Origin of the sequence: Burkholderia sp. 8Y, assembly GCF_902506145.1 — a bacterium.
GTDB lineage: Bacteria > Pseudomonadota > Gammaproteobacteria > Burkholderiales > Burkholderiaceae > Caballeronia.
Genome location: NZ_LR733519.1, coordinates 1154033 through 1166994 on the forward strand (window position 1 = coordinate 1154033; position 12962 = coordinate 1166994).

General features: G+C 64.2%; 9 protein-coding genes. 2 read left to right on the forward strand and 7 right to left on the reverse strand.

The window, feature by feature from the left end:
- Nucleotides 1-205: 205 nt before the first annotated feature.
- The 7 genes from GV035_RS05050 to GV035_RS05080 form a co-directional block, all read right to left on the reverse strand.
- Nucleotides 206-1549 (reverse strand): MFS transporter, encoded by a 1344-nt coding sequence (locus GV035_RS05050; RefSeq protein WP_159833912.1) that lies wholly within the window; start codon nucleotides 1547-1549, stop codon nucleotides 206-208.
- Nucleotides 1550-2306: 757 nt separating this feature from the next.
- Nucleotides 2307-3698 carry an MFS transporter gene (locus tag GV035_RS05055; RefSeq protein WP_236572443.1) on the reverse strand — a complete coding sequence of 464 codons (1392 nt, stop codon included), beginning with the start codon at nucleotides 3696-3698 and terminating at the stop codon, nucleotides 2307-2309.
- 230 nt (nucleotides 3699-3928) lie between these two features.
- Entirely contained in the window at nucleotides 3929-4921 is a 993-nt protein-coding gene (locus GV035_RS05060) for an ABC transporter substrate-binding protein (RefSeq protein ID WP_159833913.1), read from the reverse strand.
- Nucleotides 4922-4923: 2 nt separating this feature from the next.
- Nucleotides 4924-6117, reverse strand: coding sequence for a Gfo/Idh/MocA family oxidoreductase (locus GV035_RS05065; protein ID WP_159833914.1), 1194 nt, complete (start codon nucleotides 6115-6117; stop codon nucleotides 4924-4926).
- The gene (locus tag GV035_RS05070; RefSeq protein WP_159833915.1) at nucleotides 6117-7442 is read right to left on the reverse strand and encodes a Rieske 2Fe-2S domain-containing protein; all 1326 of its coding nucleotides are present in this window, start codon (nucleotides 7440-7442) and stop codon (nucleotides 6117-6119) included. The genes GV035_RS05065 and GV035_RS05070 overlap by 1 nt, the downstream gene beginning before the upstream one ends.
- 18 nt (nucleotides 7443-7460) lie before the next feature.
- The gene (locus GV035_RS05075) at nucleotides 7461-8435 is read right to left on the reverse strand and encodes a PDR/VanB family oxidoreductase (protein WP_159833916.1); all 975 of its coding nucleotides are present in this window, start codon (nucleotides 8433-8435) and stop codon (nucleotides 7461-7463) included.
- 186 nt (nucleotides 8436-8621) lie between these two features.
- Nucleotides 8622-9947, reverse strand: coding sequence for an MFS transporter (locus GV035_RS05080; RefSeq protein ID WP_236572546.1), 1326 nt, complete (start codon nucleotides 9945-9947; stop codon nucleotides 8622-8624).
- Between the two features lie 261 nt (nucleotides 9948-10208).
- On the opposite strand from GV035_RS05080, the gene GV035_RS05085 reads away from it, so the two are divergent.
- Together GV035_RS05085 and GV035_RS05090 are read left to right on the forward strand one after the other, a co-directional pair.
- On the forward strand, nucleotides 10209-10796 hold the full coding sequence (locus GV035_RS05085; protein ID WP_159833918.1) for a MarR family winged helix-turn-helix transcriptional regulator: 588 nt from the start codon (nucleotides 10209-10211) through the stop codon (nucleotides 10794-10796).
- Between the two features lie 239 nt (nucleotides 10797-11035).
- Entirely contained in the window at nucleotides 11036-12934 is a 1899-nt protein-coding gene (locus tag GV035_RS05090; protein ID WP_159833919.1) for an FAD-binding monooxygenase, read from the forward strand.
- Nucleotides 12935-12962: the final 28 nt, after the last annotated feature.

Here is a 12962-nt window from a genome sequence, read left to right on the forward strand (position 1 = left end):
GTGAACTCGCTGAACCGTATTTGCTCGATGGTGCGCCGGAGATCCCGCTTTGCTGCACGGATGTCTTCGGCCCCTACGACTATGTCGTCGAATTCCCTGTGCGGGACCGGGAACAACTGGAACCGAGGATGTCCCGACTGCTGGATTTCGGCCCGTTCGCCAAGTGCGTCGCACGCATGCAGTGGTGGTTCTGTCAGCCCTTCGATCAGCTGAGTCCATGAGTTGCGTCATCGACAATCTCGACGCCGATAACCGTCCATTGAGGGAACAGAAGACAGTCTCCTGCCAACGACGTCCGCGATCTCCGCGTCAACCCCTCAACCACCCAACGCCCCCTCATCGCTCCCGCCGCCCCGATACGCGAACGTCCCAGCGCCGCCACGGGCTGCAGCGTCACGAGACCGAGCACGGCCAGTCCCGCGCCCAGCATGAAGTCGATCTCCACGCCCGCACGGTCGACGATCGCGCCGCCCACGGCAGAACCCGTCGCAATCGCCACCTGAATGATGCTGACGAACATCGCCGAGCCGGCTTCCGGGTAGTCCGCCGTGCCGCGCTGTATCCACACGCTGAAGCACAGCGGCAGCGCGCCGAACGCCACGCCCCAAATCAGCATCGCGGCACTCTCGCCGATGTGCGAATGTCCGAGAAGCAGCATCGACACGATGGCGCCGAGAAGCAGCAGGATCATGGCGGCAACGGACTTGACGAGATGCTTCGCAACGAGCATCGACATCAGCGCGTTGGAGAAGAAGCCGATGACGCCGAATCCGAGCAGCAGCAGCGTGATCGCGTTCAGCGAGAAATCCTGTTCGAGCAAGGGCGCGATGTACGTGTAGGTCGAGAAGTGCGCGCCGAAAGCGAACGCGACCATCAGCATGCTGAGCCGCGCATGCGGCCTTGCGAGCAGCGCCCGAAAATCGCCGAAGCGCAGGCCCGATGCAGATGGCAGCCGCGGCACGAGCAACGCCTGCGCCGCGAGCGCGACCGCGACGAGGCCAGCGGTCGCGGCGAAGGACAGACGCCACGACGCGAACGATGCGATGAAGATGCCGAGCGGAACGCCGATGACCGTTGCGAACGTCACACCCGTGAGGATGATGGCCGTCGCTTTCGCGGCGTCCTTGCCTTGCACGAGTCGAGGCGCCGCGGCGGTCGCGAGCGTCCAGAAACCGCCGAGCGCCGCGCCGAGCAACGCGCGCCCGACGAGCATCGTGGCGAAACCGGGAGCCATCGCGCACACGACGTTGGACACGAACAGGACAGCCGTGAGCAGCAGGAAGACATATCGACGGTCCATGCGGCCCGCGCCGACGAGCAGCGTTGGAGCGAAGACGGCGGCCATGACACCGGGCGTCGTCACCATCAAACCCGCGACGCCGGCGGTCACGCCCAAGTCGTGAGAAATCTGCGGCAGCAGGCCGACCGGCAGGAATTCCGCCGTCACGAACGCGAATGCGCTGACCGCGACGGCAAGCACTGCAAGCCACTGACGTAACGTGGTTGCAGTGTCCGGTGATCCGGAGTTCGCAGGGGTGTCGATATGCATCGTGATGAGTAGCGGTAAAACTGTCCAGGCGATGGCCTCGCGTTCGACATCGAACGGCCAGTGCGACGAATGCAACACTGTAGGGGGATGCGCGACGAGGAAAAAGGGCGAGGGGTCGAATTGACAATCCTAGTCAGGCGAACAATCGCACGCGGCACGTGCACGGGCCGCGAGTCGCGCCTGTCGCGCGATTGCGGGTGTATCGACACCTTTCGGTTATGCACGGTGCTATGTCTGCATGCCGACGAGCGCAACCAAGGCGACGTTGCATCGCCCGGCCTGCAATGCTTGTCGCGAGTCGGCTGGAAAGCAAAGAACGATAAACCGTTTGGCATCGCGCGGGCGGCCGGCTTTCAGTGATTGGCTGGCTTTCGGGCCGCTGCATCGATGTCCTTGGGGAGATGCGCATCGGGCCGCGCGCGTGCCGAACAGCCCGCACCCGATGACTACCCCGAAATTCTGCAAATTCACGCCGACCATACGACAAAGCGCATTGCGGGCGCTGGCACTTCGATGGCTCCTGCGATGAAGCGCCGCTACCCGGCACGTTGCTGTGCATTCGAAGGTGAGAACACGCGTCGCCGCGCTCGCGGTCCGCAGCCCGATGCATCGTTCGCCGGGCGCGTGCAGGAATTCGCGCGGCCGGTCGCTGGACGCAATATCAGCGGCATTGCCTTGCACTTCAGTGCAGTCTGCGCAGCATAGCGACGTCATGCTTCTTCTCGACGAGTGCACGCAACGTGCAACCCGCCTCAGCTCATCTGCCCGCCGATCCGATCGCAACCTCCTCTGCCTCACGATGCATATCGGCGCAACGCAAGCGATAACGCGCGAGCACATGAACGCTCACCGCCGCGACCACGAGCGGTGCCGCGACGACGCCGAAGATGACCTTCGGTCCCCAGTGCGCCGCGAGCATCGCGCCGCCGATCATCGATCCAACGATCGATCCTATGCGGCCCATGCCGAGCGTCCACGCCACGCCGGTCGCTCGTGCCGCCGTGGCGTAGTAGCCTGCCGACAGAATGTTCGTGCCGGTCATCGTGCCGCCGGTGCCCACGCCGGTGACGAAGAGCGCGAGCAATGCCAGAGCCGGCATGCCGGAAAGATGGCCGAACGATGCAAGGCTGATCGCCGCGCAAACGAAGGCGCCGCACAGCACGTACTGCGGATTCATGCGGTCCATCAGCAGGCCGAGCAGGATCGCGCCGAGGCTGTTGCCGGTGAGATAAAGCGCCGTCATCAACGAAGCGTGATTGAACGACAGCCCGCTCTGCTGTATCAGAAGCGGCAGCCAGTTGCCGAGGAAGTAGATGACGAAGAGCGCCATGAATGCCGTCGTCCAGAGCAGCAGCGTGCCGCCGCCCACGCCGGGCCGCAGCAACTGGCGAATCGGCTGGCCCTGTACGCGGTTCTCGCCAAGCGTGATCGCGACGTTGTCAAACGTGGCATCGGGCGCGACGCGCTGCAGGATCGCGCGCGCCTGCGCTTGGCTGCCGCCGCGTGCGACGAGGTAGCGCGCCGATTCGGGAAGCCAGCGCGCCAGCACGGCAACGACGAGAAGCGGCAGGACGCCGCCCAGGACGAGCATCGATTGCCAGCCGAAGGCCGCGATCATGCGCGAGGCGACCAGCCCGCCGAGCGCGCCGCCGACGGCGATTCCGCATCCGATGGGCGCAACGAGTGTGGAGCGCAGGCGGTCGGGGCAGTATTCCGCCGCCAGCGTGTAGGCGTTCGGCATGGCGCCGCCCAGTCCGAGACCGGTCAGGAAGCGCAATGCGATCAGCATGCCAATGGAATTCGCCCATGCCGAGACCAGGCTGAAGAGCGCGAACACCGCAATCGACGCGATCAGCGTCGGCTTGCGTCCGAAGCGGTCGGCGACGGGGCCGAAGACGAACGATCCGACCGTCAGCCCGAAGAGACCTGCTCCGAACATCGGCGCGAGCTGGGCGGGCGCGGCGCCGAAGTGCGCCTTCAGCGCCGGCGCGATATAGCCGACCACCACGGTGTCATAGCCGTCGAGCACAAGAATCAGAAAGCAGAGCAGAAACGTGACGATCTGGAACCGCGATAAGCCACGCTGGTTGATCAGGTCCTGCAGGACCACGCTGCGCGTTTCGTCTGCTGGATGCGGTGCATGCATCATGTCTCCCGTGGCCGCTTGCGGCTCGTTATAGTCGGCGCTGTCTCGCCCGATTGCTGCGATCCTCCGGGATGCGTTGCCGGTGATGATCGATCGCGAACGCTCAGGCGCATTCCGCTGCGATCAGCCGGGCCATCGTGCTTCTTCTCATTGCCCCGTTTCGCGATGATGCCACTGCGCTCGACGCCCCGCCTCCACGGCGCATCGAGCGCGTCGCAAAACCACGCGCGGCGTCAGATCTTGAAGGATTCGAGCGTGGCGGGATGGAACAATTCCTCGGGCTGCAGCAGCCGGCTGGACAACCCTTCTTCGTGATGGCGCTTCAGGAAGCGCGAGAGCACATGCCGGTTCGGCTCGAAGCCGTATGACCAGAAGTCGTGTCCCATCAGCCGGCGCGCGTTCCGCAATTGCTCCTCGACGAACGGCAGCGTGACCTTGGTCGCGGACGTATCGCTCAACTTCGTGAGCGCGATTGCCTTGCTCTTCTCGAAGGCTTTGGCCACCGCGCCGGGCAGCCACGGATGCTGCTCCGCCAGCGTGCGCCGCACGCCCAGCAGATGCATGACCGGAAAGAGCTTCGTGCGCGAGTACCAGTCGGCGGCGGCCTTCTGCGGGTCGTCGAAGAGATACTTCACGTTCGGATGGCCTTCCGTGAAGCACGACGGCGCGCGCGGCCCAATGAGCGCATCGATCTCGCCGGACGCGAGCATGCCGGAGATGGTCTGATGTTCGGGCGCGTTTTCGAGCCGCACGTCGTCGGGCAGCTTGAGACTGATTTTCTCCAGGCGGCCAGGTTCCTCATAGCCGCCGCGAACCCACGTGACGTCCGACGGCTTCAGTCCGTGATCTTCTTCGAGGAACAGACGCGCCCACACGTTCGCCGTCAACTGATATTCGGGCACGCCGATGCGCTTGCCCTTCAAATCGGCCGGCGTCTCGATGCCGCGGTCGTTGCGCACGTAGATCGACGTGTGGCGGAACGCGCGCGACGGAAAGACCGGCACGCCAATATACGGGCTCGTGCCCGCCGCCGTCTTCACGCTGTAGCTGGAGAGCGACAGTTCACAGATGTCGTAATCCGCATGGCGGAAGGCGCGGAAGAAAATCTCTTCCGGGTCCTGCAGCATGAAGACGGGATCGACGCCGTCGATCTGCACTTCGCCGTCGACCAGCGGCCGCATGCGATCGTAGTTGCCCACTGCAATAGAGAGGTTCAGCTTCGCCATAGTCAACGTTTCCTGGTTTTGGTTGTTTCGCCGCCGATCAGCACATCGCGCGATTCGGCGCTCGATTGCAGCATGGCAAGACAAATCTCGAGCGTTCCGCGTGCCCACTCGCCGTCGTGCAGCGGCGCCATGCCGCCGTGCACGGCGCCGATCAATTCGTCGATGACTTCGGCGCGCGGCACGCCCGGCGCCTCGAGTTCGATGCGCTCGCGCCGTTCGTCCCCGTACATGACGATTTCATGCGGCAAGGGCCGCAAATCGCCACGTTCGCAGGATACGATGACCGGACCGAAGTGCTGATGCCGGGGCGCATCGGGCGCCCTGGAGACGGGCGTACAGGCCTTTCCGCCGTAAGTCCCCGCTGCCTTGAGGCGCGCTTCCTCGTCGGGCGACGACACCTGCGAGAGCTTGCGGCGCGCAACGCCGTATTCGTCGGCATCGCGCTGCTGTCCCATTTCGCCGATCCATCCGATCCACTCGTCCGAGTCGAAATGCGCATAGCCGTTGTAGCAAAGCGTGGCAAATGCGCCGTTCTCGAACCACAGCGTCGCGGTGTACGCGCCTTCGGTGGGACGCGCCGCATCCCAATTGCCGACGGCCGCGCGAATGCGCGTCGCGCGGCTGCCCGCGAGCATGCGCACGATATCGACCTGATGCGCCGCCTGACTGAACACCGCGCCGCCGCCCTCTTCGGTCTTCAGTTCCTCGGGACGGCGCGGCCGGTACAGGTAGTCGGTGTAATTGAGCGCGTGGATCATGCGCACGGCGCCGAACGCGCCCGATGCGATCAGCTCGCGCGTACGCAGATAAGGCGTATCGAAGCTGTGGCAATGTCCGACGATCAGATGCACGCCCGCCGTGCGGCATGCATCGATCATGTCGTCGCATTCGGCAAGCGACAGCGCCATCGGCTTCTCGACGAGCACGTGCTTGCCATGCGCCGCCGCGATCCGCGTATGCGCCGCGTGAAACTGGTGCGGGCTCGCGATATAGATGGCGTCGATGTCGGGCCTGCGGGCGAGCGCGTCGATGTCGTCGACGGCGGGCGCGTCGAAATCCGCCTCGAACTGCGTCCGCGCCGTTTCGCGCGGATCGCAGGCGGCAACCAGCTGCACGCGCGCGTCCGCGAGAAAGGTCGGCAGCATCAGCGAAAAGGCGCGGCCGAGTCCCGCTATGCCCAGGCGAATCTTCTCCATCAGACCTGAACCTGATAGTTCGATTCGAGTTCAGGTGAGGCTTGCGCAGCCGCTTCGACCCACACCGGTCGCGCGGCGTACTGCTTCCAGTCGGTGTCTTTCGGCACCATTGCCTGAAACGAGCACACGCTGCGCGGGATCGCCTTGTCGCCCGTGCCGATGGCCCCTTCGCCCGCCTGGAACGCTTTCAGCGCATCGAGCATGCGGCGGCGGAATTCCACCACGGCGACATCGCTCGCGCCGAGCCGCTCTTCGGTGCGATCCGCGATGGGACGCATGGTCAGCCACATCGCGATGTCCTGATTCGGGAAGCCCTTGATGCCGGTGAAGTTACCTGCCCTCATCGCTTCGCGATCCTGCCAGAAGCGGTTGTCGTGATTGCGCAGCGGCCGGTAATACGCGTCGAGATCGATGCCGACCTGCTGCCCGAGAAACTTGCGCCACGTTTCGGTCTCGGGCGTCTTGTCCGGATGGCCCCACGCCATGAAATAGAACGCGGTGCTGGTGTCGTCGCACGGCACGTTGATGTTGGCGACGTTGTACAGATTGTTCGGCGGAATCAGCGCGGTGGCCGGCGCGACGAACACCGTCGAGCGCACGTAATCGTACGTGGCGGCATTCTGGATCGGACGTCGCAGCGCGGCGTAACGAAAGCCGTATTCCGTGCGATGCACCTGCAAGCGCGGCGCCTTGTCCGTCGACGGGCGCAGCCAGTTCTTCGAGGTCGCTTCCGCGCCGCCCACGCGTGCCGGCACGAAGTCCGACGAATGCAGGCTGGAGCTGTGCGCAGAGTCGATGGCGCCTTCGAGAATCTGCGCCCAGTTACACGGCAGAATCGCCTTCGCGATGCTCACGCGCGTGTCTTCGGTCGGCGCCCACGCGGGCGGCACGAACTCGGGAATCGCGTCCTGCGGACCCATGTAGGCCCATACGAAGCCGCCCCATTCCTTCGTTTCGTACGCCTTGTGCTTGACCTTCTTCGTCATGTCGCTGCACGTGGGCTCGGACACCATCTCGATCACGTTGCCCTTCACGTCCATCTTCCAGCCGTGATAGAGGCAGCGCAGGCCGCAATCCTCATTGCGCCCGTAGACGAGCGAGACACGCCGATGCGGACAGTACTCGTCCATCACGCCGACGTTGCCGTCGGTATCGCGGAACACGACGAGGTCTTCCCCGAACACGCGGGCCTTGACGGGCGCGCCGTCCGGCTCGCTGACTTCCTCGATCAGGCACACGGGCGTCCAGTGACGGCGCATCAACTGACCCATCGGTGCATCGCCTTCCACGCGGCACAGCAACTCGTTTTCTTCATGCGTGAGCATTTACGCTTCTCCAGATATTCAAAGATCGAGCACAAGTTCTTCGCTCTTCGCGCGCGATACGCAGATCATGATCTGATCGCGCTTCTCGTCGTCGCCGAGCACCATGTCGCGGTGGTCCGCCTCGCCGGCGCACAGCGTCGTGCGGCACGATCCGCAGGTGCCGCTCTCGCACGAACTCGGCGCACGGATGCCGTTGTCGCGCAGGATTTCCAGGATCGAGCGGTCCTTCGGGATCTCGAACGAGCGACCCGAGCGTTCGAGCTTCACGCTGAACGGCGTGTTCTCCGCCGCGCGCGACTGATCCACGCCGAAGCTCTCGAAATGCACGGTGCCGGTCGGCCAGTGGCCGGTCATGTCGCGCACGCTGTCCATCAGCGCGCGCGGACCGCAACAGTAGACATGCGCGCCGCTGCCGGGCTTTTCGAAGACGGGCCAGAAATCGAGCGCATTCGCGAGGTCGCCGTGATCGTGGTGGATCACCACATGCGGTTTCCATTCGGCGCTCGACAGTTCATCGAGAAACGCGGTCGTCTCCGGGCTGCGCGATACGTAGTAGAGCTTGAAACGCGGACCGGACGTGGCCCTGAGATGACGCATCATCGACAGAATCGGCGTGATGCCGATGCCGCCCGCGACGAACACGAAGCTGCGTGCGCGCTCGCTCAATCCGAACTCGTTGCGCGGCTCGGAAACGTCGATACGGCCGCCTTCGGCGACCTCGTCGGCCATGCTGACCGAGCCGCCACGGCCTGCGGCGTCGCGCTTCACGGCGATCACGTAGCGGTCGGTTTCGTCCGGATCGTTGCAGAGCGAGTAGTTGCGGTTCGCACCGTTCGGCACGCGCACCGTCAGATGCGCGCCCGCCGTGAAAGGCGGCAACGCATGCCCTTCTTCATCGCGCAGTTCAAAACGGAAGATGCCTTCCGCCACCTGATCCTTCTTTGTCACCACGACTGTCCTGAACGACAGCTCCTTGCTGGCCGAGTCCTTCATTGCTTCCTTCCCCCGCTTGTTCCGGGCCCATCGACGCTTTCCATCGACGCCGATCTCCATGTTCATTATGTTAGATATCTAATTATTCTCAGGCAAGCGGGTTTTCCCTTAGACTGTGTCGGGCCGTGCAAATGAAAAACGGCGCCTCCAAAGCGAAGACGCCGTCCGTGCTGCGAGATTCGATGCTCAGGGATGCTGTTCCGCGTGCTCGCGCAGCGTGTTGGCCGGCACGCCGATCAGCACCGCGAGCCCGCCGATCATGACGATCGCGGCGATCGACGCGAGGCCGATGGCGAGGCTGCCCGTCACCGTCTTGATCCAGCCGAGCGCGATCGGGCCGCAGAACGCGCCGACCTGCCCGAGACAACTGATCGCGCCAATGCCCGCGGCGGCGGCGTCATCGGACAGATAGGCAGGCGGAATCGACCAGATGATGGCCGCCGCGCCGAAGTACGAAATCGAGATCATGCCGAGACAGACGATGGCCGCCGTGGTATTGCCCGACACGACCGGCAGCAGAAAGCCGCCGAGCGCGCCGATTGCCGTGCACAGAAAGAAGTGCCAGCGCCGCTCCAGCGTCACGTCCGAACTGCGCGCCACCGCGAACATGCCGAGCGCGCCGATGATGTAGGGCAGCGCCGACAGCAGGCCCACGTTCAGCACGTTCGAGACGCCCGCCTGCCGGATGATGGTCGGCGTCCAGTAGTTGAGGATCGTGCCGCACAACGGCACCGTGCCCCATCCCGCCGCGAGGATGTACACGCGTGGATCCTTCAGCGCCGCCAGCAGTTGATGCCGCGAGTGTTTCGCGGGCTTCTTCTCGGCGCGGTCGGCGGCGAGCGCATCGAGGATAATCTTCTTCTGCTCGTCGTCGAGCCAGCGCGCATCCTGTGGCCGGTCCACGAGATAGAAGAAGGCGACGACGCCCATCACCAGCGCGGGCAGGCCTTCGAGGAAGAACAGCCACTGCCAGTTCTTGTAGCCGAGCACATCGACGAAGTTGTGCAGGATCCAGCCCGACAACGGCCCGCCGATGATGCCCGCCGCCGCGATCGCCAGCAGAAAGCGCGACGTGATGCGCGCGCGCCGCGCGCCCGGATACCAGTAGGTCAGATACAGGATGATGCCGGGCCAGAATCCCGCTTCGGCTGCGCCGAGCAGAATCCGTGCGATGTAGAACTGCGCCGGCGTGGTCATGAAGGCCATCGCGGTGGAAATGCCGCCCCACAGCACCATGATGCGCGAGATCGTCAGGCGCGCGCCGATCTTCTTGAGCCAGAGCGTGCTGGGCACTTCCAGCAGGATATAGCCGATGAAGAAGAGGCTCACGCCGAGACCGTACGCGGCATCGGACAAGCCGAGGTCCTGCTTCAGATGCAACTGCGCGAAGCTGACGTTCACGCGGTCCAGATAGTTGAGCACCCAGCACACGAAGATGAACGACATCAGCCGCCAGGTGACTTTCTGATAAGTGGCCTCGATCCGCGCCGCTGTCGCGTCCGATTCCGGCATGAATTGCGTGACTGTGGATTTGGCCACCAAACGTCTCCGTTGCCCGTGGTCATGAGGACAATGCGGCGGCACGCGCGGACTTCGCCGCGTCTGCCGTGCATCCTTGTTTTATTCGATATCTAATGATTATGTTAAGGAGAGCGTGCGCGCGGAACAAGTTCGGGTTTGCACCGACATGTCTTGCGCACCGGTCGGGCAGTCACGCATGAGACCCACCGGCTATCATGTAAAAGAAACCCGCTTATGGATGAAGATTTCGTCATGACACGAAAGAAAACTGTGGAAGGCGCGCCGCGCGAGACCGCCGAAATGCTGCGCCACTGGCACGAATCCGTGCCCAACGACCGTCTCGCGCACCTCGTGAAGGACGCCACGCGATCGATGGTCCGCGCCTTGCAGATGCGGCTCGCGGAGCACTCGGTGTCGTTCGGACACTGGACCTTCCTGCGTATCCTCTGGGAAGCCGACGGCCTCACGCAACGCGAATTGAGCGAGCAGGCGGGCGTCATGGCGCCCACCACCTTCGCCGCCGTGACGGCGATGGAAAAGCTGGGACTCGTCGAGCGTCAGCAGCGACCGGAGAACAGAAAAAATACGCACGTCTATCTGACCGCCGAAGGCCGCGCGCTGAAGGACAAGCTCGTGCCGCTCGCGGAGGAAGTCAACGAGATCAGCGTGACGGGACTGAGCGAGCGCGACATCAAGACCGCGCGCAAAGTGCTTCTCACGATCATCGAAAATCTGGCCGGCGACGAGTCGGAATCGACGAATCCGCGCCGACGTGTCCTCTCGACCCGCGAGATCGGCAAGCTCATCGCCGAGCGCGGCGAGAGTCTGGAGGATGCTTGAGCTTGCTTCGACCGGCAAAGGTTTCGCATGTCGCTCAGTGCGGCCACTCGCGCAATGCGAAGCCCTTGCGCCAGCAGCCGGTGCCGGTTCAATTTTCGAGACTGCTATCTCATCCCTTCGATGATTGAGGTTTAGGGGTAAACATCAAGCATGCAAGAATTCGTCTCCATATAGTTGGCATACGGAGTATATTCTAGCCACCTAGACGTCATGAGACGTTCATTGATCGAGGACGACCTATGCAGTTTCATCTTGACGGCTTCCGCGCCGGCGACCCGACGATCCAACCCGCCGCCGGCGCGCACACCGCCGACATGCCCGACACCGTCGACGTGCTCATCGTCGGCAGCGGCCCGGCCGGACTCGTGCTCGCGGCTCAACTGTCGCAATTCGCGACTATCGCTACCCGTATCGTCGAGCGGCGCTCGGGGCCGCTGCTCATGGGTCAGGCAGACGGCGTCGCCTGTCGCACCGTCGAGATGTTCGATGCCTTCGGCCTGAGCGACCGCCTGCTGCGCGAAGCATACTGGGTCAACGAAACGGTCTTCTGGCGGCCCGATTCCAACAATCGCGGTGCCATCAAGCGAACCGGACGCGTTCAGGACACCGAAACAGGTCTCTCCGAATTTCCGCACGTGATCGTCAATCAGGCGCGGGTGCAGGACTATCTTCTGGATGTCATGCGCCGTTCCGCCCGGCGGCTCGAACCCGACTACGATCTGGAACTCGTGAGCGTCGAGCGCGACGACCAGGGCGAGCATCCTGTGCGGGTCACGCTGCGTCGCACCGACGCTTCGCGGCTCGATGAGATCGTTACCGTGCGCGCGCGCTATGTCGTGGGCTGCGACGGCGCGCGCAGCCGCGTGCGCGCCGCGATCGGCCAGACGCTCTGCGGCGACGCGGCCAATCACGCGTGGGGCGTCATGGACGCTCTCGCGGTCACGGATTTTCCGGACATCCGGCTGAAGGCGGCCATCCAGTCCGCGAGCGAAGGCAATCTGCTCGTCATTCCGCGCGAAGGCGGCTACCTGGTTCGCTATTACGTCGATCTGGGCGAGGTCACGCCAGGTAATCGCGATGCCATCAAGCAGATCACCGTCGATCGCATCATTCAGACGGCGCAGCGCATCCTGCATCCGTATTCGCTCGACGTGAAGGAAGTCGCGTGGTTCTCCGTGTACGAGGTGGGCCAGCGTCTGACAGATCGGTTCGACGATGCCATCGCCGCCGACGGCACGTCTCGCGAACCGCGCGTCTTCATCGCGGGCGACGCCTGCCATACGCACAGCGCGAAGGCGGGTCAGGGCATGAACGTCTCGATGCAGGACGGGTTCAATCTCGGCTGGAAGCTCGGGGCCGTGCTGAACGGACTCGGCGACGTCGATCTCCTCTGCACCTATTCCGACGAGCGCCAGCCGGTCGCGCAGGAACTCATCGACTTCGACAAAGAGTGGTCCGCGATGATGGCCGCGCCGCCCAAAGACCCCAGCCGGCCCGAAGCCGGCGGTGTCGATCCGGCCGAGCTACAGGCGTACTTCGTGCGCGCGGGACGCTATACCGCCGGCGTCGCGACCCGCTACCAGCCGGCCATGCTGACGGGCGAGCCGATTCATCAGGCGCTCGCGCGCGGCTTTGTGATCGGCATGCGCTTTCACTCGTCGGCCGTGCTTCGCGCGGCGGATGCGCGACCCGTTCAGCTCGGGCATGCCGCGCGTGCCGACGGCCGCTGGCGTCTGTACGCCTTCGCCGATGCAGACGAGACCGCGCTTCATGCGCTGTGCGAGCACCTCGCCACGTCGCCGGATTCCGTTCTGCGGCGCGTCACGCCAGACGGCGCCGATCCCGACAGCGTGCTCGACTTGCGCGCGGTGCTCCAGCGCGACCACCGCGATGTGCGGCTCGAAGACATGCCGGGACTGCTCCTGCCGCGCAAGGGCCGCCACGGGCTGATCGACTACGAGAAAATATTCACGAGCGACGCCGTCACTGATATCTTCGACGAGCGCAGGATCGACCGCGAACGGGGCGCGCTGGTCGTGGTCCGTCCGGATCAGTACGTCGCGCACGTCCTGCCATTGGACGCATACTCGGAACTGGAGAGCTTCTTCCGGCCGATTTTTCCGCGCGCCTTCGCTTGATCCTTCGCCCGTTCCTGACTTAGCCAAA

What these genes read in the sequence shown, in the direction of transcription:
- GV035_RS05075 (WP_159833916.1), bottom strand. Translation starts at nt 8,435, where the DNA reads ATGAAGGACTCGGCCAGCAAGGAGCTGTCGTTCAGGACAGTCGTGGTG.
- GV035_RS05090 (WP_159833919.1), top strand. Translation starts at nt 11,036, where the DNA reads ATGCAGTTTCATCTTGACGGCTTCCGCGCCGGCGACCCGACGATCCAA.
- GV035_RS05085 (WP_159833918.1), top strand. Translation starts at nt 10,209, where the DNA reads ATGACACGAAAGAAAACTGTGGAAGGCGCGCCGCGCGAGACCGCCGAA.
- GV035_RS05070 (WP_159833915.1), bottom strand. Translation starts at nt 7,442, where the DNA reads ATGCTCACGCATGAAGAAAACGAGTTGCTGTGCCGCGTGGAAGGCGAT.
- GV035_RS05055 (WP_236572443.1), bottom strand. Translation starts at nt 3,698, where the DNA reads ATGATGCATGCACCGCATCCAGCAGACGAAACGCGCAGCGTGGTCCTG.
- GV035_RS05065 (WP_159833914.1), bottom strand. Translation starts at nt 6,117, where the DNA reads ATGGAGAAGATTCGCCTGGGCATAGCGGGACTCGGCCGCGCCTTTTCG.
- GV035_RS05060 (WP_159833913.1), bottom strand. Translation starts at nt 4,921, where the DNA reads ATGGCGAAGCTGAACCTCTCTATTGCAGTGGGCAACTACGATCGCATG.
- GV035_RS05080 (WP_236572546.1), bottom strand. Translation starts at nt 9,947, where the DNA reads ATGCCGGAATCGGACGCGACAGCGGCGCGGATCGAGGCCACTTATCAG.
- GV035_RS05050 (WP_159833912.1), bottom strand. Translation starts at nt 1,549, where the DNA reads ATGCATATCGACACCCCTGCGAACTCCGGATCACCGGACACTGCAACC.